The organism is Weizmannia sp. CD-2023 (assembly GCF_036225245.1).
GTDB lineage: Bacteria > Bacillota > Bacilli > Bacillales > Bacillaceae_C > Weizmannia > Weizmannia faecalis.
In genome coordinates, this window is the sequence record NZ_JARTJQ010000043.1 from 1 (window position 1) to 22395 (window position 22395).

A 22395-nucleotide genomic window follows, 5' to 3' on the forward strand; every position below is an offset into this window, starting at 1 on the left:
GTTAAGTAAAGAACAACAGGAACAGTTGGCCGATACCATCGTAAATAAAACACCTGCAGAAGTCGGTTTCGAAGCAAAATACACTTGGACGCTCCAATTAATTGCCGACTGGATTCAACAAGAGTTTCAGCAGTCTTTTACTCCCAAGGGTGTTTCTGAGATGTTACACAGGCTTGGATTCAGCTACACTAAGGCAACGTATACTTTGGCAAAAGCTGATCCGGACGAACAAAAAGAGTTCAAAGAAGTCACTTTTCCAGCGTTGAAAAAGGAACTGGAGAATGGTCTCATTGATCACTTGTTATTCGAAGATGAAGCATTCATCCGTGCTTATCAGGCCCTGCAGTATAACTGGTTTCCGAAAGGTCAGCAGCGAAAGATTATGACATATGGCCAACATAAAGGTGCTAAATTGTTCGCCGCAATAAACTATGAAACCGGCGAAGTCACGCATTATGAAGAAGAAAAAAGCAACTCTTCGGCCTTTAAACGATTTTTGGAACTCCTTTTAAGCGAATACCCACAAGGTAAAATTGTAATGGTCCTGGATAATAGTAAAGTGCACAAGTCACAAGTCATCAAGGATTTTCTGAAAGAAAATCCACGGCTGAGGTTTGTCTATCTTCCTAAATACAGCCCTGAGCTGAATCCAGTGGAAGGATTATGGAAATGGCTGAAGCAAGACGTCGTTAATAATGTTTTTTTCAGCAAGTTTTATCAAATCCGGTCCCACGTGGCTGAATTTATGAAACAAGCTAGCCAAAAAAGTCAGAAAGTTATTGATCGGCTGCTTGTTAGATTAGAGCTGTCGAAAACTTAAGTTCATCTTATATAGATTAAATACGCAGGATAACCTCTTTTCATTTTGGCTGCCAGTCGTACAAATTTGCCCCCGCAAACGCGAGAGCTTTAAACTTTGCAGCAGACTCTAAAAATATTTTACCCGGACTGAGATCATTTCACACGCAGTTTTTGTCCGACATAGATCGTATACCGACTGTCAAGGTGGTTCCAGGACTTTATTTGGCTGATCGTTGAACCGTATTTTTTAGCCAACTTGCTTACCACGTCACCGCGGACTACCGTATGGTATGTCTTTTTTGCGGTATTGGATGCTTTTTTCTGTTCCGTGGGGCCAGCGATCCTTAGCTTTTGACCAACACGAATAAGGTTTGCATTTCTAATCCCATTCAACCCCTGCAATGTTGTTACGGTTGTGCCATATCTTTTGGCAAGTCCTGACAGCGTATCTCCACGCTTAACCGTGTATGTTTTAACCGTTGTGCTGGTTGACTTGGCCGCTGAACTGGATGTTGTCAGTTTGCTATTTGACGTATTAACCTTTGCCGGTTTGACTCCAGATTTAAGCTTGCTTAATAGTGCCAAGTTTTGGGCTGCCGTTCCGGTGTAGTTTGTTATGCCGTACTGTTTAGCCAACTTAGCACGAGCACTGAATGTTGCACTCTTGCCCTTGGATTTTAGGTAATCGACCAGGCTTAAGGATCCGATTTTTTTGACCACGCCTGTGCTGGTTGCATTGTCAACTTTTGCTACGTTGGTGTATTTACCTGCAAAATCTTTACTTACATCGAAGTAGCCGGGAATCCCAGCAAACTTGTATGTGCTGGACCACTGCCAAGCCCCTTTTTGTCCATTGTACCAGACTGGTGTCGGCTGGCCTGTTTCTGGATAAAGTGGGTACCTGGCAAGCCAAGGTTTAGAGATTGTGAGTTTGCTTGGCTGCAGTTCAGTGTTAAAAAATGAGTGGCCAGTGTACAAGTCAATCTTTCTGTAGCCTAGGGACTTAATCTTGGCAACAAAAGCATTCGTTACTTTAGTCAGTTCAGCTGCAGTAAGGCTTGTTAGCGATTTATCCTCTACATCGACCACGACATAGCCGTCATTCGCCTTATCGAAGCCGACTAATTTCAATTTTTTGTCAAACCATGCCGCCTCTAGTTTTACCGCAGATACAGTTTTGGCCCGCATATAGTGATAAGCATGCACCGCCATGCCTGCCTGTTTTGCGTTAGCAATATTAACTGATGCAGCCGGATCCAAGTATGATTGACCATCGCTAACTTTCACGACAACTGCATTGATCTTGGCTGCTTTCATGGTTTGGTAAAATGCCAGTGATAGACCTTGTTCGGCGTTGTGGTGGCTGACATCGATAAAGTCTACGTCCGGCGCCGCGGCATACGAAACGGATCCAAAAGAAAACGCCAGCCCTGTTGCCAGGGCCAGCGCACCAATTTTTTTCGTGATATTATTCAACTTTGTCATTCCTCCTCATTTAGCTGTGACGTCTGTATCTTTTTCTGTTGACGGTGTAGTAGCTGCATTCTGTGCAGCAATCACTTGCGCCACGACAGCTTTAATCTTTTCGTATTCAGCATCTTCTGTGGTTGCTGCGTCCTGCGCGTAAGAGATCGCCACCGTGGTTGCCTCGTCTTTTTTCTTGCTGGTTAAATAGGTGTTAAGCCAGGTAGCGATGGAACCAACAAACAGCGAACCAACCGCAACGATTAACGTTACAAATGCGTTCACTGAATCAGCAGTCAGCCATTTGTAATGAATGTTCAGCGTTGCAAAAAAGGCGATTAATGCTGTTAAAACACCACCAACCAATGTTGCTGTTTGTTTCCACCAAGATAAATCAGATAAGTACTTCATTCCAAACATCTCCTCAATTAAAATTTTGAATGGCAGCAAAGAAAATGGCTACGGCTCCGCCAATAAGCGCAACAATAAGCGCATTTGTAATGGCATGTCGTAACCATTTTGTGTCCTCCTTAATCTCTTTCAAATCCTCTTTTATGCTGTCAATCTGCTGATCCTGCATAAGTTCTTTGTCTTGCAGGCGCCGAATGTCGCTTTTCATATTTACCTGCTCGGTCTTTATGGCTTCTATGTCTTTTTGGATGGTCTCTTTCCAGATATCCACTTGCTGATCCGCCTCCAATGGACCCACACCCCCAATCTGTCTTTACTTCCTGCCGATTTTTGATCCGCCTCCCTGAGTAAAAGAAAAAGCACCCTTAACGGGGTGCTTAAGATTTATATTGTCTTATGTCGCAGTATGATCCCAGCGCGGTGATCCTTGTTTCATGGTTTTCAATAATCTGTCTGCCAATTTTCGATCCGCCTCCTTATTTTTGGCATGAAAAAAGAGCCCTAGAATAGGACTCTCAAATGTTTACTCTAATTTATTAACTATCCAACTTGCACTCCATAAAGCACTGATCAATTCGTTTGCACCATTATCGTGTGCATTACCAGACGTGCTCTTTTGTCCATCCGGAATGTCATAAATATAATAATTCCATGCCTTACCGCTTAATCGGCCACTTCCAATGTAGCTACTCAAAATATCTACTTGTCCTTTCCCTTCAAATGCTTCCATCATTTTTAATGCGTATTGCATGTAACGCTCGTTTAATGTATCTGCGGTTCCAGATGGAATCGGAGGGTTTAAACCAATTTTAATATTTGGATCATATGCCAAGATCGAGTCGACTATTTTCTGCATTTCCGTTGGCATATAGGCCAATACTTCATCTAACGATGGCGCATAGTATCCTTGATCCGTTCCAGGGTAAGGAAGCAAGTCATTGGTGCCGAGCATTATAACAACGAAATCCACACCATCAAAACCATTTTGTGTCATATAATAGTTAAAATCAAAAGTGCCAGTGGCAGGATTTAAAAACTTATTATTAGAACCTTTGGAGATTGGGTTTCCGTTTATGTCTTTCGATGTGTTCGTGACATCCGTCAGCCGCCATCCACTCATACCTTCACTATTGACCCAAGTCACATCCTCGTTTGGTATACCATAGCCAAATTCATTTATCTCTGTTCTCGTTCCAATAAAAGATGGATTGAATCCGAACGATTTTAGCCAGATGTTGGTCAATGAGGCAATGCCTGCAAATGTTATGGAGTCACCAATGTACAGTATCCTTGGTGATTTATTTGTCTTGGTTGATGGGTCTGCAATATGAATGGTCAATTCCTTGAACTTGGCGTTGTTCACATTTCCCTTATAGATGGATGTAAACAATGTCTTGAAATTTGCTAAAGCTAATGGACTCCTAACAGTGCCGTTGTTCTCGAAGGCTACAGTACGACCAGGAATGACTATTTCATTTAATATCCTGTCGTCATCCGTGAACTTCTTAGCGTGTATATTTTGGGCATTTATACTGTACTCAACATCTTTAACTAAGTATAAGTCTTTCGGCAGCACAATCTGGTCATTGCTCCAGTCGAACTCTGTTGATGTATCGGTAGTTATACCAAGTTTTGGCATACGTTGTCCATTTATATCAACTGCATAAATGGCATTAGGACTAGCTGTAGTTATATGATAATTGTAAGTCAGGAATAGTATCGGATTGTTGCCTGTATCAACGCCAATTGAACTCATCTTTATCACACCATTGGTGATATCATAATACGCCTTGTATGTTGCACCACCTGCACTATAGTCGCTCGGAAAATCTATGGGCGGGGACGGATAATGCACCTGATAATAGCCGTTGCCTTTTACAATATAAACTTCGCTTTTTATGTTGATCTTTCTGGTTTGGAAATTTACCTCAATACAGTCATCGCTTAACATATATGCCATTGGGTATCTCAATTTGTCATACGAGACCACACCATCATCCAGCATTGTACTAACGATAGACTTGGTACTTAATGCTCCACCAATTTTATTTCCGTTTGAGTCGATAGCATAGATAGCATTTGGACTCAATGTAAATAACGATTCCCCATATGTTAAAAACAATATTGGATACTTTGTATTATCGCCTATTTTGCCCATGTGTAATGTGAAATCAGTTGTATCCACCCAAGCAATATAGGTCCACCCCGTGTGAAAGTCTTCTGGGAAATCAATGGTAGTACCTATTGGTATATTTGGAGCATAGTTACAATCACCTCTTGATAAAAACAAAGGACTGTTTTTTACATATAATTTTTTATCTTTAAAATTAACTTCAAGGATATTATTTCCGCCCAACACATACGCCATTGGTGCTTTAATTTTATCAGCGTATTGTATACTGTTCCCTAATATGTTGCCCCCATCTCGATCTTTATCACTTAAAACGTTATCCCCGAGTTTACCTCCTTTTGATCCATCGTCATTAATTATTATAAATGCGTGAGGGCTTGCTGTAGTTAATTTACCATTATATGTTAGGAACAGGATAGGATTATTGCCTGAATCTGCACCCTGGACATCCATTTTTATTGTCATATTTGATAGATCTACCCAAGCCTTATAGGTGGCTCTCCCTTTTGAATAGTCGGGGGGGAAATCAATAGACCCATAGTTATATGGTATTGTCGAGTAGTTTCCGCCGTTACCGTTTGAAATGAATACGTTGTCTTTTACAGTTATCTGTTTGGTATTAAAATTTACCTCTATACAGTTATCCAACAAAATGTATGCAAATCGAAATTTTAACTTGCTATAAGCAACGGCGCCATCTTGGATATTTGTCTCTTCCACTGCATTATCTGCTAGTTTAATTCCTTGATATATTCCTAAATCAACCCATGCCGATTTGAGACTGTCCCAAATGAAAGTATGCGCTCCATTTGGATCTACATTTAACACTAAAAAAGTTCCGTCAGTTCCGTTTGGATAAGCCGATTGTAGAGCATCAAGAGTATAAAATAAGTCTTTTGGGCCTCCACTTGATAATGAGCTAACTAGGGCAGCGACATAATCCAAGTTCGCCTTTTCCGCCAACTGCGACGTAACGCTTTGGTTTTCTGTGTCTAGTCTCTGCTTTAATGTCGTGTAATTCGTCCCGTCTGCTCCCACTCTCGCCTGGGCTGCTTCCGGGCTGCTATCACCGTCTGCCACGAGATTATTGATTTGCGCCTGGATATTGTCTGCGCGGTCTTTGTGCTCCTGCATATCGGCAGCAATATCTCCGTGGATTTTATTTAACAGGTTTCTAAAAGCTCTTGTCGTCAATACTCCTATTTGTTCATAAGGCCACCGCATCAAGAACCACCTCCATTTTCCAATGCTGCAATTCTATTTTCATGTTCCTGCAGTGTTTGCAAAACTGTTTGCAGATCTACCGTCCCCGATCCCGAAAAAAGGATCCTGCCGAGCTTAGCAAAATCCTCTTTGCTCATAAGTCCGTCATTTTGTGCTGTGGCAAGTGGGCTGTTTACGATAACATTTCCGTTACCGTCCACAATAACCAAATCTAATTTCCGCTTATCCGCTGCGCTCATTAACCCATCTGACGTAGGCGTGGCCAGCGAATACTTTGGTATATCTAGTTGTGTCGGGTCGTAGCCGGGTGAAAAGCTTGTTCCCGGTCCAACAGAAACCTTATTATCAGGGAGCTTGGTGATCGCCGACGTTTTTACATTGCCGCTCTTATCAATTGCCGAACTGACTATTTTCCCCACTCGATTAAAACTGGATAAGATGCCGGTCATGTCCTTCGCGTCGTTGCTAAAAGTAACTTCTGGCGGCTTGTATTGTGAAAATGGATATTTCTTATAACCGATAACCTCAACGTCTGTATCAAAATTCATGGGCTCGTAGATAAGTATCCAATGATCGCCCTTATTAATTTCTTCTTTTCGTTTTACCGTTATGGACAGCGTGACGGCTGGTTTGTCTTGCAATTGCGTTTTTAAGTAGGCAAGCATAGACTCTGCTTTAGTAAACCGATCATCCCGGATAGGATCCGCATGCCGCTCCCCCCATTGTGTAACATATGGACTTTTATAAGTCACAAAAGGAAAAGCATAGGTTCCATCATCATTCTGTTTTCCATAGCCGCGAATAACAGTCTTGAGTTCTGTCGTATCTATTTGACAATTGACGGTATCCGTATTGTAAAGATATCTGAATTGGTTATTAGTTATCTGTCCCCAACTGTCCGGAGCGTAAAAAATAAGATGCTTGTTATCTGCATCTAAAACGGCGTTAAAACTACTTATAATGGTTTCAACCATGCTAAGAGCATTCGCATCACCGAAATTGTCCATTTGTACCTTTTCAAAATGCCCTACAACTTCCCATGTAAAGCAAAGTTTGTTACCGTCAAATGTCCAATGAAGCGCATCCTCAATACTCCATGTTTGTGATTTTTGATTATACTGCCGGTGGTCCTGGCAAGTAAAATAAACGTGGTTGGCAGTAATGGATTTTGAAAGCACCTTACCGCTTGCAGTTGGTTCCAGCTGCTTAATAACAAACCATTGGCCATCAAGACAGATCATCGCTTCCTGCTGCAGCATATCGAATGCGTAGGCGTTTCTTTTCGTTTTCGTAACGCTAAAATTGACTGACCATGTGCTATTCTTCTGCCATTCTTCCGCTAAATCATCCGCATTGAAATCGACCAGGATTTCCTCATCTATGCTATTATTAACGATTAAATCCATGCAATCACCTACTTGTACAAAAATCTAAATCCAAAAGATGACACCGGATTACTAAGCCCGGTCAGCTGGATCTTATTCCACCCTGGCAATAGAGTTACGAGTCCATGGTTCGTATCTCTGCCACAATGGGCGCCGTTAAGTAAAGGGTAGACCCCGTCAATCGTTAGCGTATCGCCGCTATCCAAAGTTTTTTTGTAAATAAATGAGTCACCGGTCGTAAGGTTTTTCAAAATCGGAGTGCCGATCCCTTGTATGCTAATGGTCAAATCGTGCTTACGTGGATCAATTGTGATATCACCAGCGTTAAATATTTTAAAACTACTTCCATGGATCTCGGTATAAACCAAATCCTCGTCCAACACAAACCCTTGTCCGACCATTTGCCACATTTCACTATCCATATCAATTGGATCTTCGTCTGTTCTGCCAACGCTCTCTCCAAATCCTTTGAAAGCTTCAAATTCAATATCAAAGGTTCCGGACATTTGGCTTATACTGGCGAATTCAAACGGTTTAATATGAACTAAAAACCTTATTCCAGGCATTCGCGACCAGGTGATGTAATATGGATCATGATCAAATAACGCTTGCCAAGTTTCCCTCTGGGCAAGCGTATAGTCGATATAATCTTTCGCATCTAAATAAAATTTAGCTGTGATGGTTCTTGTCCCAAATGTTGTCCCGTTATCAACATTTCCATCGGACCCAGCGATTTGTTCATATGTGGTTGCCGGCTGCGGACCGCTATCGATCACATCAAGCAAATATGCACCATTTATTTCGCTTACAGTTTGTTTTGTTCCATCCAGTTTTGTGATTGTTAATTCTTCCATGCAATCAATCACCCCATCATATAGGCAGCATTATTGTAATTTGCAGCTTGCCGCTTGCTTACATTTTTTTCAAGGGCATCTGCATCAATTTTAATCACATTATTTTTCTGCAAAATTTTCATAAGTAAATCAATCGTTTGCTGCATCAAAGATATTTGCTGGTCCTGACGCTGGATTAAGGCAGATAAATCCGCGGCTGATGAGTTGCTTTGGCTTTGCTGACCAACTCCCAAAGCTTTTTGAGTTTGTGATAATAGCTGTAATGCTCTAGATCTTTTAAGCCTATCAAGTGGTATGATTGCTTCCGGTTTGTTTCCTTCCGCAAGCCGGGCGAGCTGTTCCGTAAAGACAAACCCGCCGTTTGCATATCCGTGCCCTTCGCCAAGGCCGGATAAATTTTTGCCATAACGATGCTTTGCATAGTTAAGCGCAGCCAGCAAATTATCAAAGCCATTAAAAATATCATTATGGCCGGGAAATTTATATGCGTTGAAGGTTGCACTTATAGTTTGCATTAACCCCTTTGCCAAATCTCCCGTTATCGCGTTTATATCCGTGTAACCGTGCTGTACGGCCTTCGGGTTCCCACCGCTTTCCGTCTTGATTTGCCGCAACACTTTTTCCACCATAGCTTTGCTCGTGGATAGGCCATTCATCTCGAGCGCTTTTACAACATACGACCGCCATCGTTCCACACCGGATCCTCCGGGATTATCGCCGCCGCCCATAAGGCTCTTAATCCAATTTTTAGCGCCTTTTTTAGCCATTGATACCGCACCGCTAACCATCCCGAGAGTAGGCTGTGCCAATCCAGATAGGTTAGTAAATGCACTAACCGCTTTACTAATCAACTTGCTTGGGTGTGTAGCGTAATCCCATACGGTCTTTACGCCGCCAAGAATGCTTTTTCCAACATTTTTAGCACCAGATACGGCTTTAGACGCGGCCGACTTTGTTACGTCCCATGCCTTCTCCAACCAACCTGTTCCGTTTGCGTATTTTGGCATGATGGACAGCAGTTGATTAGTCGCATTGGCATTCAGCACGCTTGTGCCTTTCGGTAGGTTCATTATGGTCTCGCGTACTGGAGACAAGAAACTTTCTCCGGTTGGCAAAGTGACAAGCTCTTGCTTATGTTTTCCTTTTCCATCCGAAAGCAATGCAAACCCGCCAGGATGGTTATCGGTGCCTTTTGCGTACTGTGGTACATTCCATTTTGGAATCCGCAGTTTCTTAGGAGCGTGGACTTTTTCAAGAATCCAGTTGATTCCATTTCGGACGCCATTTACTCCTTTGCCAAGTCCTTTAATCATGGCATTTCCGACGGATATCATGGCACTTTTTAATTTTCCTGCGCCATTCTTTAATCCATTTGCCATTCTCCCAGGGAGCCCTTTAATTGTGGACACCATTGAACTCCAAATTTTAGAAGCCCCATTTTTCATGGATGAAAAAATTCCAATGGCCTTATTTTTCATGCCATTAAAGCCATTTTTAACTATATTTCCAATCCATTTTATTGGCGCTGAAAAAATTGATTTCATTGCGCCCCACAATCCGGAAAAAATTGATTTGAACGGCCCGACAAATCCGCGTGCAACTCTCAACATTTTGCCAATAAAATTGAGCTGAATCCAGTTGATTAAAACCTTAAAAGTGCCGGAAAAAATGTTTTTTATTCCCTGCCACATCTTTTTCCAGTTTCCGGTAAACAAGCCAGAGAAAACCTGAATGATCCCCTCTATAACCTGGAGCGATCCAGATATAATGCCCTTTATATTTCCCCAAACGGATTTGATGATTGTGACAAAAACTCCAAATCCAATTTTAAAAATAGGAGTTAGAATCGCTAGAGCCGCCTTAATAATTACGGCTAAAAATGAAAATATATTTTTTGTTGCCTGAATTATTGATGCACCGTTTGCATCCCAAAAGATCTTGAGTTCAGTGATTTTACTCATCACAAATGATCCAACTGCACTTAACGCCTGTTGCAAATATCCTTTTAATATATTAAAGGTATTCTGTATTGCTGTTACGATATTAATAGTCTTTTGTACCGCGCTGTCAGATAGGCCGATCTTGCTTAATATGTCTGCCCCACCGGCCCAATTGCCTTGAAACATTTGCATGATGCCTACGGTAAATTGCTTCACAAAACCAAATGCTTTCATCAGGGACGCCCCGATGCCATTTATAAAATCGTGGAACGGTTTGGATTTGTTATAAGCGATCACAAATACCGCTGCCAAGGCGGCAATGGCCGCTATGGTTAGCGTAACCGGAGAGGTTAATAGACTGATTGCACCGGCCAATATTCCGGTGCTCGCCCCGGCAGCCGTTGCAGCTGCCCCTTCTGCCGCGATAACTCCTGTCGTTGCGGCCATGCCGCCGGCCAGAGTACCATAGGCAATAACCAAGCTGGATATACCAGATGTCAGAAACCCAAACCCGGTTACAAGGGTTAAAATAACGGCTAACAACGCTGCTGAAATGGCAGCCGCATGCTGGACCGGTTTCGGCAAGGCATTAAACTTGTCCACGATATTTTGAACAAATTCAGCTGTTTTTTTAATGGCTGGTGTTAATGCCTGGCCAACCGATATTCCGGCCGTCTCCAAACTTCCTTTTAATTGTTCAATGGAGCCTTTTAGATTGTCCATTTTCTTTTTGGCAACATCAGCAGCTTTAATTTTATTCATGGCGCCGTTCATGTCTTCGATTCCCTTGGCGCCTTCTTTATACAAAATATTGGCTGCCCTGATAGCATCCGTTCCAAACATTGTTTTTAATGCATATTGCCGCTGTTCTTCCGAAAGGTTTTTGAGCCTGTCATGAAGCAGACCAGAAATTTTGGAAAGAGATTTTAGCTTTCCGTTTTGGTCGTAAAAAGCGCTTGATGCAAAACCGGAGTTTTTCGCAAGTTCCTGAAATTCATTTTTTACTTTACTTGCAGAAGCTCCAGCACCTGCCTGAATTTTCGCAAGACGTTGCAAAGAAGCTTCTATGTCATTTGCAGAATGTGAGGCTGGTTTAATCCCCCTATCAACTAACCAATTGTATGCAGAAGATGTATTTCGCGCTGCCAGCCCGAGCGAATCCATCATATCGGCAGCAGATTTTGTAGAAGGGGAAAGGTTTAATAACATAGTTTTTAAAGATGTCCCAGCGTCCTGACCTTTAAGACCATTCTGCGCAAATGCCGCAAGCGCCGTAGTAGTATCTTCAAAGCTTAAACCGACTCCACTGGCTACAGCTGAAACAGCAGATAACCCATATTTTAATTCTTCAACATCCGTTGCACTTGCGTTGGCAGCACCAGCCAGCAGATCTGCAGCGCGGGTTACGGAAATATTGTCTTTCCGGAAAGCATTCAACGCAGTTGACGCGATCTCGGCAGCATCTTTCAGGTCCAGTTCACCGGCAGTCGCAAGATTTAGAGCCCCTGAGAGCCCGCCATGGATGATATCTGTTGTTTTCACGCCGGCTTTGACAAGTTCTTCAATCCCATGCGCGGCCTCAGTGGCACTGTATTTTGTCTTGGCCCCCATAGTTACAGCAAGATCCTCTAACGCGCCCCCATACTTTTTTACCTCGTCCGGCGCCATGACAGACTTTACCGCGCTCATTTGACTTTCAAAATCCATGGCCTGCTTCGCTGCAGCACCAAGACCGGCTCCAATTGCAATGGTAGCCGGTGCAAAAGTTTGTGTAATCCCGTCAGACATTTCTTTTACTTTTCCGCCAACGCTTTTGGCCCGCTCAGAGATGTCATTCAGCCGAGATGAAAACTTGCTAATTGGGCTATCCATCCCCGATAGTTTAGATTTTGCTTGATCCAGCTGTCTGCTCCAGGCTGACTGCTTGGCAACCGCATTATTCACTTGGGAAGCTAATTTGGAAACTTGCTCGGAGCCTTCGCCGTAAGTTTTAATGGCTTCCCGGTGCTTTTTACGGAGCATATCAATTTCGCGCTGGTTAACCGCCATTACTTCATTCAGACTCTTTACTTTTGCACGGAGCGTTTCATACTTATCGCCGGCGCCACTAATTACTGTCAAATTGGCTTTCATTGCGCTCTGAGCTTGGCGCACCTGCCCCCGTATTTCTTTCAAGGTATTTGCGAACTGAGTACCCTCCATGCTGACGCCGATCACCATATTGCCAAGGGGTTGGTCTCCTGCCATGTTTCCTCACCTCCCGTCAAATTGAGTTATAGAAGGCTTCTATATCGTCATACTGTTTGCTGTCCGGCCCGTTCATGACATTCAGAAATCCATATATGTCCATTTCTTCAATATCTCTGAACGTCCATCCATTTTTCATTAACTCCGAATACATTTTGTGCAGATTATTTATGCTTTCTTTGATGGTGGTCGATTTTTCCCCAGCTTTTTTTTAGCTTCACCGCCCATAATGTCGGTCATAATGCGTTCCATTTCATCACTCAATTTGTCTGCTGGGATTCCGTCATAGATCGCATCAAAGGTCACCCGATCATCCCGAAAAAAGCTTGCAATCATGGAAACCATTTCATCCAACGTCTCAAGCTCACTGGGTTTTTCTCTTTCCTGCTTATCCGCGAATTCCAGCACTTTCCGCAATGTTCTTGCTGGCACGAATCCTTCGGTAAAGATTTCAGTTCTTTCAGTTTCCGGATTATAAAGTTCAATTTTTAACATTTCCAGCATCTCCTTTTATGCAAAATAAAAAGCCGGGCCTAAGAGCCCAGCTATCAGCCAGCAGTTTGTTGAGTTGCCGTTTGCGTATTTTCATTGTATCCATTAAAAACGAGGGACCGAAATGTCTGCAAATCAAAGTCTGTATTCGAAGAACGAGTTTTGAAATAGGTAAAGCCATCTAATTTCCGGTTTACAAATTGTCCGGTCAGTGCACTGTCAGTTGTATCGGCTTCCTTGCCTTTGTCATCACCCGTTTTCAAATCGACACCATCCGGATGCCCGAATTTTCCTTTAAGCAGTGCGATATAGATGCTGTCGTTTTTAATGCCATCCGCTTCTAGCAGTACAGAAACATATGGTGCCTTCGCATCTTTTCCGAGTTTCAAAATGCCATTTTCGTATACAGCGCCTGAAAGGGACGCAGCGATTTCTTCACTCAAGTCCGCTGCTGTGAATTCCAATTGTGGCGTTCCCGTACCGCTTGCATCTACAAAAAACGGTACATTAGACGCATATAAAGCATTGATTTGCGCACCAAGACCGCTTAATTTTGCTTCAATTGTGCCACCTTCATTGGCATCTAATTTATAAATTTTCTTAACAATTTCCGTGTCCCCGTCATGGATCCCAAATTCGACACTTTTAAAACCTAAAGTCGCCATTTTCTCATCTCCCTAATTAAAGTGAATCACCTGAACAGCCCGATACCTCCGAGCCATGCGATACAGATCAATATCCGGATCTTTGTCAATCACGCCTGTATATTGACCCCACTCGTTTTCTGTCATGATCTTGTCCAGCACGTCTCTAAAAACAGCTAATTGTTCAATCGTGGCGGCCCAGACATCAATCTGGACGCTAAAAGAAACAGAAAACGGTTTGTTTGAAGCAAATCCATCCTGATAGTCGTTGATTTCATTTATTCGAATGATAGGTGCGTTCAGAACTTGCTGATCATCTTCCGGAACATCGATCATAAAAATCATGTCCCTATTCATCATGTTCGCAATCTCCGGACTGCCCATAAGAATATCGTAGACTGCTTTTGCAGGCAGTGTCATAAGCCCAGACCCCTTTTAAACTCCTTTACCATGATGGCCATAACTTTCCGGCGCATTTCTTCTTCCGTTCGCTGGATAAACGCCTGTGGTTTCTGTTTAATCGTACCCATTTCGGTAAAATGGACACGCCAATAGGTTTCTTTTCCAAATCCAACAAAGACTTCACCAAATTGGTTCATATTTGAAATTTTGATGTCATCCCGCAAATGCGCAAAGTCGCCATTATTTGACCCTGTTTCTTTCTCGAATTGACGCTGTGCTTTCCATTTCCCGTCGCGTTTGCCATCATAATAAGGCGTGTTTTCACGCAACCGGTCAGCAATTGCTTCTGCCGCCTTTTTTAACCCAGCCCTCTGCACCTTTTTTTCCTTCGCAGCTAGCCGCCTCAAACCCGCTTCAATTCCGGAAATATCCACTTCAACTCTCATCATGTCACCTCTTTGCAGATGATCGTGTCAAATTTTTTATATTCGACATCTGGGTTAATTTTGATAATTTCATAAACGCTGTTCCTGTATTTTACAGATAAATCGTTTGTAATTTCTTTGTCATGCTGATGCCGGATCACAAATGTAAGAGTATCTTCCAAGACAGTGCCAATGCTTGCCTGGATGTCACTTAAAAACTGTGTCTTCACGGCGGCCCAGCATTCCAAATATTTTTCTTCATCTTTTACTTTGTCTCCGTAATCATTCTTTTTGACAACTTCTTTATAAAACGTAATTCTTTCATTCATTTTTCCAGGACTGGTGATCGGCATTTTTATGTCACCTCATCTTCACAATAGGTCAGCTGCAGCAGCATGCTCTGAATAATCGGCCGCATTTGCTGGCTCGGCTCAGTGCCAGATAAACCTGTATTGTCGTACCAATCCGTCAGTAGAGTCAGGCAAAAAAGACGGGCAAGTTCATTTGTGCTGTCAAATGTTTTCCCCGTCGCATTGGTTAAATATTGTTCGGCCGCTGCCATCAATGAAGTGATCCTGGCATCGTCATTTTCCGTGTCAACTCTCAGCCAATCTTTCGCTTCATTTAGTTCTATAATCATTTACATCACCTGATCAGCTTTCAGGTAAAGCAATCTGGCCAAACTGATAAGCATCCGAATCGGTTTTGATGACATCATATCGTTCGATAACCCGGACTGCAGTCGCATTTTTGACGAAATATGCTTCTGTGGAAATGCTTAATTCATATGCGCCACGGTCGACAAAACGGCATCCTGATTTCATATCGCCGAAAAAGATTGGTGCAACATTGTTGTCCGTATCAGATGGAAGCTCCGTGTTTGAGAACATATGGACGACTTTACCCAAGAATAGCAGTTCTGTTGGATTTTGCGGGTTCGGCTGCAAAACAGGCCGGCCAGAACCGTCGAGCGCGCTGTCCAAAACATTAAAGCCATCCTGGTTCGTACAGAAGTATCCATTTGTTGCAATTAATGGATCAAGCTTCGTGTTATAATTCGATTTTAATGCTTTCCAATCTGCAAGAGCAACCGGCGTTTTCCCAGTTTTTAGCACATTGAAAATATCATTATTTTCCGTGCGGATAGCTTTTTTCGCAAACCAGCCGGCAATATACGCAATTAAGTTCGCATCCTCATCTTGCAGCAACGTATTTGGGATTGGAAGAATTGCGCCCATATCTTTTACAGCGTACTGAACAGACCGGAATTTCGGCTGTGAAGAGCTATCCAGGTCTGTCATTTCCGTCATATTGACTAGGGGCGTTAGTGTTGACAAGTCTTCCCACACAAACGAACCGGTTTTGGTGGAAGTCGTGTAAACTTCCGTGCAGCACATTTTTGCGCTTTTATATTGCCGCTTCAAATTGTTAATTTGTGTATTAATATCTTGTGGAATCAAATATCCACCGTCAGATCCGGTGTTGGAGCTCAACGTATTCTTCATTTCTTCGGTCAACGGCTTCTTCCGCAAGTAATTCAGAAATGCTTTTGTGTGCAGTTCGCGGTACTCCTTGCTGTTTTTGTCAGGTTCAATTACCGATACGACCGGTTTACCACCTACTGGTATCGCTGTTTCTTCATCGATTAGCTTCTGTGCTTCGATTTTTGCCTTTAATTCAGTAATTTCTGCAGTCGCAGCTTCAATTTCTTCCGACGTCACACCCTCTTTAGTCATTAAAGCCTTTGCTGCTACCTTTTTATTATTCAATTTGTTCAACAATTCCCTGAGTTCTTTACTCATTTTCCTGCCTCCCATCAAATTAAAAGAGCCATCTCAAGCGCCAGTTTGGCTTTCGACAGCTCCAATTCCTTGTTCTTATTCTGTTTTTCGCCTTTATTTTTTGCCTTCTTCTGCAAGTCTAAAGGCATATTTTTATAGAAATTGAGAAATCTGCTGTTCAAACTTGCCGCATAGTCTTTTGCATCCTCAATTTCGTCCGCAAATCCGTAATCAACTGCTTCCCGTGCAGACAGCCACGTTTCAGCATCCATCAATTCCGTCAATTTCGCTTCATTAATTTTTGCCTTTGATAAATAGGTTGATTTGATGGTTTCATTGATTTTATCCAGACGGTCGGCAACTTCCCGCAAATCTGCCGCATTACCGGCCGTAACAGTCCACGGATTATGAATCATGATCATGGCATTTTCGGGGATGATGATCTTGTCACCTGCCATTGCGATTACGGAGGCAATGCTTGCCGCCAGACCGTCAACATAAACATGAACTGTAGCAGAATGCCGTTTAAGCATCGAATGAATGGCCTGTCCTGCAAATACATCGCCCCCCGGGGAATTGATATAGACGTTTAACGTGCTGATATCGCCAAGCGCGTCAAGATCTGCTTTAAAATCTTTCGGCGTGACTTCATCACCCCACCATGAAGTGTCGGAAATTTCGCCATACAGCTGCAGTCCACCTGTATTTTCCGCTTCATTCTTTATAAAATTCCAAAATTTATGTTTGCCCATTTGTATTATCACCACCTTTTTTATATTGCTCGCCCACCATCGACAACGGAATATAATTCCCGTTCATGACCAGCTGATCACCGCCCGGCATCGGCTCTCTTTCTTCAAGTGCCCTTGCTTCATTTGGCGTGAGCAGGCCGTTCTGTACACCGGTTGCTGCCGCATCAATGCGTGATTTGAAATCTCCACGTAGGATGGCATCTGCGTTGAACATAACGTAAAATCCGTTTACCAGTTCACTATCCAAAAACAGCTTATACGTCAATTCCTGTTCATACATGGTCAAAATCGGCATGAGTGTATCTACGTAAAATTCCCGGTTCGCTTCACTTGTGCTTGCATAGCTGGCTTTGACTAGATCATTGAGTTGGTGTGCTTTAATGCCGAATGCACTCGCAATCTGCCGGTATGTCAGCTGCGTGTTTTCAAGAAACTGAGCATCCGTTAATTTAAGAGAAAGAGGCTGGTAGGTATAGCCAATAGGCATTAAGCTAACACGATTAGCATTTTTCAGCCCGCTTGACATTTCCTCAAATTTTTCCCTGAACTTTTTCTTGGCATTTTCGTTCAGATCTCCGGTATAATGTATGATCCCAGTCGTTTGCATCCCGTTTTTATAGCTGTTATTCAGGAATTTTTCAGCTGAAGCAGCATTTTCAACCATATTTCTGAGCGTATAGATCGGGCTGAGACCGACGATCCCGTCAGTCGTCATGGCTTTAAAATGCAGCAAATCAGTTGATTGAAGCTTGTACTGCACCCCTGCATTGTCTGTATAGACGTACCAGATGGAGTTTTTTGAGCTAATTAAGCCGGAATCATCCACCCATACCTGCATTTGCTGAGCGTCAAGCAAGTAAAGTGCCTGGACCTTGCCGGCATTCCGTCCGCGTGTGACATACTCAATCCAAACATAGCTGTTTCCGTAAATATTCCGCTGCACCTCAACACCTTTCCAAAAATCTGATGCAGACATGTACGGATTCGGCCTTAACCGCAAAATCGGATTCAGATAATGCCCGGCCACTTTCTTAATTCCCCCGTTGTCCTGGTAAATCTTGACCGGCAGCTTTGAAATATTTTCAGATAAAATTTTGATACATACATACACCGTAATTTCTTTCAGCGCCCGTTTTCCCCGGACGTCCACATCAGACGGGTCCAGGCTAACCCCTAAAAAATCAGCCAGTGTCTGCCATTCTGATAACCAATTCGGATCATCAATATGATAGTTTTTGACCCTTTGCCTTTTAAATCTGCTGAGTAAACTCATTCAATCCCACTCACCTCCTTAGCTCCACAGTTTGTCAAGAAAGTCTTCATTTGCAAATTCTGAAACGTCCAGGCTGACTTCTTCAAACAGCATAGCCGTCGCCATAGCGATAATCATGGCCACAATGACATCAATCCGGTCCTGTGATTTATTTTTCATTGGCTTGATATTCTCATTTCCGTCAACCGCAATAGCGACATTTCCCCAGCACCATCGGGCCAATGGGTTTACTTCGTGGCTCAGCAGGCCTTTTTTCATCAACTGTTCAATCATTTTCATGGCGGGGCTCAACTGCGCCATGGTTTGCTGGATCTCCACGACATTCACGTCTTCTCTCATCAGCCCTTGCGTCAGCATCCGGCTGTTCCATGGGTCTGCGCCCAAGACGGAAAGGTCATACTGTTTGCTTGCGTATACAATTTTTGCTTGGACAAAATCATAATCCACAACATTCCCGGGCGTGGCCGTCAAATATTTCTGGTTCACCCACCTGTCATAAGGCACATGGTCACGGGCAACACGTTCTTTCATATTGTCTTCCGGTATCCAGGCATCATAAAGTGCACGCCATTCCGGGATCCCGTCCTGTGGCGGAAACAAATAGCATGCTGCAGTAATATCCGTCGTACTAGAAAGATCAAGTCCGACATAACATTTTTTGCCAACAAGATCGGATAGGTTCCAATTCCCTTCCGTCTTGTCCCACAAGCTTAACGGCTGCCATCCGGTCCGCTTTAAGGATATCCATTGGTTCAACCGCAGCCACCTAAAAAGCCGCTCGGATGCTCCGCTGTTACGCGCCGCCAACGCTTCCTGGCGAACAGATTCAATGCTGATCGTTTGGCCAAGTGAAGGGTTCGCTTTGTACCAAGTCTTCTCATCAAAGATGTCGTCATCTTCATCAGCACCATACATTCTGACATACCAGGTCGGATCCGACAGTTCTCCATCCCGGATTTTCCTGGCATGCTCATGGATTTCCCAGCCGATTGATTTTCGGTCCGGATCGTCGCCGGCCGTTGTGATGACCCACCATAAAGGTTCTTTCCGGGCAGCACCGGCGCCGAACGTCATGATATCCCATAAATCACGGTTTGGCTGCGCATGCAGCTCATCGAAAATGACGACCGTTGGGTTAATGCCATGTTTGGTGTATGCTTCCGCTGACAGAACCTTTAAGATGGTGCCTGTCTCGACATTTACAATTTCTTTCCGGCTCTCCGTCACCTTCAGCAGCTTTTTCAGTTCGTCATCCTGGTCAATCATGCTGACAGCTGCTTTATAAACCAGACTGGCCTGGGAACGGTCGGCCGCACAGCAATAAATTTGCCCTTGGGGACCGTCGCATGTTAAGTGATAAACCCCGAGGCCGGCGATTAACGTCGTTTTTGCATTCTTCTTTGGAATTTCCAAATAAGCGTACCGATACTGCCTATATCCCTCATCATTCACCGTGCCATAAACATCCCAGATCGTTTCATACTGCCAGTCCATTAAAACAAAAGGCTGACCGTAAAAGTCGTCAACCAGTTTCAGCATTTGAATGAACTCAATGGGCTCCATGGCTCTTGCTTTATCAATCCGCACGGCTACCACCCGCGCGTTTCTTTAAAAATTCAGCCATTGGAGATTGCTTCTCTTCTTCAGGTGGTTTCTTTGGAATGGCTCTGATGCGGGCAGTCGGATTCAGAAAAAGACGGTCCTCAATCTTCAAGATTAAGTCCCGCTTTTTGGTTAGCTTGGTATCGCAGCTGTTGAGCAGTTTGTAAATCTCAATCTTTTCTTTTGGATCTTCTTCCTCTTCAAGAAGTGCATGCAAAGAATCGGCCTGCTCCTGAAGTGCCCGCTCTTCACTTATCATCATGCAGTATCGGTTGACGATCTGCTCATCCAAGCCGTCAATGTACTGGATGCTCTTATAAAGTTTTTTCAGCCGTAAAAATTCTTTGTGGGCTACAGGATCAGATTTGACGGCGGGCGACTCTTTGATCTTTGTTCCAGTATAAAGGGACTTTTCATAATTTTCTCGGTGCTCAAGTTCTGCTTTCGTCCGGCGATCCTTGTTCCCCTCCATTTTGATCAGCTGCACTGGTTTTGACGGCCTGCCCGCCATTCCAATCACCCCCTTAAAAAATTTTCATTTTGCGAAAAAAATTCACGCGAAAGTGGACGCCGTTCGGCAGACGGCCCACCCCGTACTTTTTTAGGGGCCCCCGGCCCTCATGCAAGGTTTCCGTACTTTCGTTTGTCTTCCGCTGTTTTGGCATTATGGCATGAAACGCAAAGCGACTGAAGATTGCTTTTATTAAGCCGCAAACTCCAATTAACCCGTACCGGAATGATATGGTCAACAAGCGATGCTGGTACGATTTTTCTATGTTTGAGACACATCTGGCATAGACCATGGTCTCTAACAAGCACCAACTTCCTTGTCATTTCCCATTGCCTCGACTTATAGAAGCGCGTGACCCGCTCGTCTCGTGTCAGATTGTATTCACGATTAGTATCTTTCCTATGCTCATCACAGTAGCCGTTCGTGGTAAGATTGCGGCAGCCGGACTTTGCACATGGCCGCAGTGGTTTGCCTGGCATGCTGATCACCCAAAAGGAATCTTTCTTCTTTTCTTTAAAGGCCTAAATAATTTATTGCCTTCAGCACCAATATTCGGAAGTCCCTCAAATGTTCGTACTTCATTTATTGTCAATAAACCATTATTAAAAAGATAGTTGTATCGTTCTGGTTCAAGATCTTTAATATTAGCCTTCATATCATAAATTCTTTCCGGTCTAATCCTGGCACTTGGAAAGTCAGCCATTTCTTTTTTATCGCTCCCCCACCTTCTTATATGTGTCCATATGTCTCTTTATTAGTTATTGAAGGTCACTTCCTGCGAACTGCACCATGATGTCGGCCATACCTGTCACGATGGATCCCCATCAGGTATTCTAATTCTTTACGCCGCAGTTTCTTTTGCTTCTTCTCTCTGGATTTAGATTTCATGGTCAACACCTTCAATCGATAAAATAAAAAGGAACCGACTGTGTGTCGATTCCTTCGCTTACTTGTCATGGTATTAATGTAACACAGGCAAAAGAAAATGCTCTGCCTTTATCCTGCCAAAATCCTGCCATTATTTTTTCAACACCAACCCCTTTTTCCAGCTTTTTTCTTATTGTATTTAAACATATCGTGAGCGATTTGATGCAGCTCATCATCAGGTTTAGAACGAATAATATCAGATACGTCCTTACCTGAAACTTTCCTTTTACCTATTCTAAATCCTTTCTCATTCAATACTGCCGCTGTCTTATTAACACTTTCAATTAACACATACGTCTTGATCGCTTCCTGCTCAAATGACTGCGGTCGATAGCTTTCTACTAAACTGATAAACCTTTCAATCCTTTTAATCTCTTCCCTTGCTTCCTCTATCCTCATACATATCCCTCCTAAATAATGGCATTGAGTACACTATAATACATAGACTGTTGCACTCGGGCAAACGTTGAAACCCTTGAAATAACAGCCTTCATTCAATATATAAATATGAGTGCACGCCTCGTATTTTTATGATGTAGTGATGCCCAAAAAGAAAAGGACTATATCCTGAATTTGTCCATTGCCTTATCTAACGTATCCTGATTAATTCCGATATACCGTAGCGTAATATCCGGTCTCGAATGATTTAGTAGTTCTTGCAGCAGGGCCACATTCTTTGTTTGCATGTAAAAATGATAGCCAAATGTTTTTCTTAATGTATGCGTACCGATGTCTGTCAGCCCAACATGCTTAGCAGCATCACGCAGTATCCTATAAGCTGTTGAACGGTCAATTGGCCTGTTTGCTCCCTGCCGGCTTTTAATAAGGTAATCGCCGTCTGCAAGTGTTTTGGCGTAAGGTATGATCTCCTTTTTAATGTAACCGGGGATTTTTACCCTTTTGTTTTTCTTTGTTTTCGTTTCCTTAATATCAATATGGCTTCTTAATATATCTTCTTTCTTCAATTTTAAAATGTCGGATATCCTAAGTCCGACGCTTATTCCCAACATAAAAAGAATATAATTCCTTTCACTCTTTGATTTCAAATAGTTCTTCATCTTCTCTATCTTAACGGGATCGCGAATCGGTTGGACGACATTCATACACTCATCTCCTCGTATAATAAGTT

The 22395-nt window shown here is 43.1% G+C and carries 23 protein-coding genes; 1 reads left to right on the forward strand and 22 read right to left on the reverse strand.

Annotated features, from left to right (window positions below):
• Positions 1 to 820, forward strand: an 820-nt coding sequence (locus tag P9687_RS06095; protein WP_328228563.1) for an IS630 family transposase, incomplete at its 5' end; no start/stop codon positions are given.
• Between the two features lie 134 nt (positions 821 to 954).
• On the opposite strand, the gene P9687_RS06100 is transcribed toward P9687_RS06095, so the two are convergent.
• The 22 genes from P9687_RS06100 to P9687_RS06205 form a co-directional block, all read right to left on the reverse strand.
• On the reverse strand, positions 955 to 2277 hold the full coding sequence (locus P9687_RS06100; protein WP_328228564.1) for a LysM peptidoglycan-binding domain-containing protein: 1323 nt from the start codon (positions 2275 to 2277) through the stop codon (positions 955 to 957).
• Positions 2278 to 2292: 15 nt separating this feature from the next.
• Entirely contained in the window at positions 2293 to 2676 is a 384-nt protein-coding gene (locus P9687_RS06105; RefSeq protein ID WP_328228565.1) for a hypothetical protein, read from the reverse strand.
• Positions 2677 to 2689: 13 nt separating this feature from the next.
• Positions 2690 to 2947, reverse strand: a complete 258-nt coding sequence (locus P9687_RS06110) for a hemolysin XhlA family protein (protein WP_328228566.1) — start codon at positions 2945 to 2947, stop codon at positions 2690 to 2692.
• Positions 2948 to 3199: 252 nt separating this feature from the next.
• A complete protein-coding gene (locus P9687_RS06115; protein WP_328228567.1) occupies positions 3200 to 6031 on the reverse strand; it encodes a hypothetical protein in 2832 nt (943 codons plus the stop codon).
• The gene (locus P9687_RS06120) at positions 6031 to 7437 is read right to left on the reverse strand and encodes a phage tail protein (protein ID WP_328228568.1); all 1407 of its coding nucleotides are present in this window, start codon (positions 7435 to 7437) and stop codon (positions 6031 to 6033) included. The genes P9687_RS06115 and P9687_RS06120 overlap by 1 nt, the downstream gene beginning before the upstream one ends.
• 8 nt (positions 7438 to 7445) lie before the next feature.
• Positions 7446 to 8270: a phage tail family protein gene (locus P9687_RS06125; protein ID WP_104851415.1), complete on the reverse strand. Its 825-nt coding sequence runs from the start codon at positions 8268 to 8270 to the stop codon at positions 7446 to 7448.
• Positions 8271 to 8278: 8 nt separating this feature from the next.
• Positions 8279 to 12457: a phage tail tape measure protein gene (locus tag P9687_RS06130; protein WP_328228569.1), complete on the reverse strand. Its 4179-nt coding sequence runs from the start codon at positions 12455 to 12457 to the stop codon at positions 8279 to 8281.
• Between the two features lie 168 nt (positions 12458 to 12625).
• Entirely contained in the window at positions 12626 to 12952 is a 327-nt protein-coding gene (gene gpG / locus P9687_RS06135) for a phage tail assembly chaperone G (protein WP_035184785.1), read from the reverse strand.
• A gap of 53 nt (positions 12953 to 13005) precedes the next feature.
• Positions 13006 to 13614: a major tail protein gene (locus tag P9687_RS06140; protein WP_035184783.1), complete on the reverse strand. Its 609-nt coding sequence runs from the start codon at positions 13612 to 13614 to the stop codon at positions 13006 to 13008.
• A gap of 12 nt (positions 13615 to 13626) precedes the next feature.
• Entirely contained in the window at positions 13627 to 14013 is a 387-nt protein-coding gene (locus P9687_RS06145; RefSeq protein ID WP_035184781.1) for a hypothetical protein, read from the reverse strand.
• Positions 14010 to 14441 (reverse strand): HK97-gp10 family putative phage morphogenesis protein, encoded by a 432-nt coding sequence (locus tag P9687_RS06150; protein WP_035184779.1) that lies wholly within the window; start codon positions 14439 to 14441, stop codon positions 14010 to 14012. The genes P9687_RS06145 and P9687_RS06150 overlap by 4 nt, the downstream gene beginning before the upstream one ends.
• Positions 14441 to 14773: a phage head closure protein gene (locus P9687_RS06155; protein WP_035184777.1), complete on the reverse strand. Its 333-nt coding sequence runs from the start codon at positions 14771 to 14773 to the stop codon at positions 14441 to 14443. Before P9687_RS06155 ends, P9687_RS06150 begins: the two co-directional genes overlap by 1 nt.
• 2 nt (positions 14774 to 14775) lie before the next feature.
• Positions 14776 to 15060 carry a head-tail connector protein gene (locus P9687_RS06160; RefSeq protein ID WP_035184775.1) on the reverse strand — a complete coding sequence of 95 codons (285 nt, stop codon included), beginning with the start codon at positions 15058 to 15060 and terminating at the stop codon, positions 14776 to 14778.
• A 13-nt stretch (positions 15061 to 15073) separates the two neighbouring features.
• Positions 15074 to 16222: a phage major capsid protein gene (locus P9687_RS06165; RefSeq protein ID WP_328228570.1), complete on the reverse strand. Its 1149-nt coding sequence runs from the start codon at positions 16220 to 16222 to the stop codon at positions 15074 to 15076.
• Positions 16223 to 16236: 14 nt separating this feature from the next.
• On the reverse strand, positions 16237 to 16953 hold the full coding sequence (locus P9687_RS06170) for a head maturation protease, ClpP-related (RefSeq protein ID WP_328228571.1): 717 nt from the start codon (positions 16951 to 16953) through the stop codon (positions 16237 to 16239).
• Positions 16940 to 18226, reverse strand: a complete 1287-nt coding sequence (locus tag P9687_RS06175) for a phage portal protein (RefSeq protein WP_081105576.1) — start codon at positions 18224 to 18226, stop codon at positions 16940 to 16942. The genes P9687_RS06170 and P9687_RS06175 overlap by 14 nt, the downstream gene beginning before the upstream one ends.
• 18 nt (positions 18227 to 18244) lie before the next feature.
• The gene (locus P9687_RS06180; protein ID WP_328228572.1) at positions 18245 to 19813 is read right to left on the reverse strand and encodes a terminase large subunit; all 1569 of its coding nucleotides are present in this window, start codon (positions 19811 to 19813) and stop codon (positions 18245 to 18247) included.
• Positions 19803 to 20315 (reverse strand): hypothetical protein, encoded by a 513-nt coding sequence (locus P9687_RS06185; RefSeq protein WP_328228573.1) that lies wholly within the window; start codon positions 20313 to 20315, stop codon positions 19803 to 19805. Before P9687_RS06185 ends, P9687_RS06180 begins: the two co-directional genes overlap by 11 nt.
• Positions 20316 to 20446: 131 nt before the next feature.
• On the reverse strand, positions 20447 to 20818 hold the full coding sequence (locus P9687_RS06190; protein WP_035184768.1) for an HNH endonuclease: 372 nt from the start codon (positions 20816 to 20818) through the stop codon (positions 20447 to 20449).
• A gap of 5 nt (positions 20819 to 20823) precedes the next feature.
• Positions 20824 to 21042, reverse strand: coding sequence for a hypothetical protein (locus P9687_RS06195; protein WP_035184766.1), 219 nt, complete (start codon positions 21040 to 21042; stop codon positions 20824 to 20826).
• Between the two features lie 323 nt (positions 21043 to 21365).
• Positions 21366 to 21665 carry a hypothetical protein gene (locus P9687_RS06200; RefSeq protein WP_035184764.1) on the reverse strand — a complete coding sequence of 100 codons (300 nt, stop codon included), beginning with the start codon at positions 21663 to 21665 and terminating at the stop codon, positions 21366 to 21368.
• A gap of 161 nt (positions 21666 to 21826) precedes the next feature.
• A complete protein-coding gene (locus P9687_RS06205; RefSeq protein ID WP_035184762.1) occupies positions 21827 to 22369 on the reverse strand; it encodes a site-specific integrase in 543 nt (180 codons plus the stop codon).
• Between the last annotated feature and the right edge of the window lie 26 nt (positions 22370 to 22395).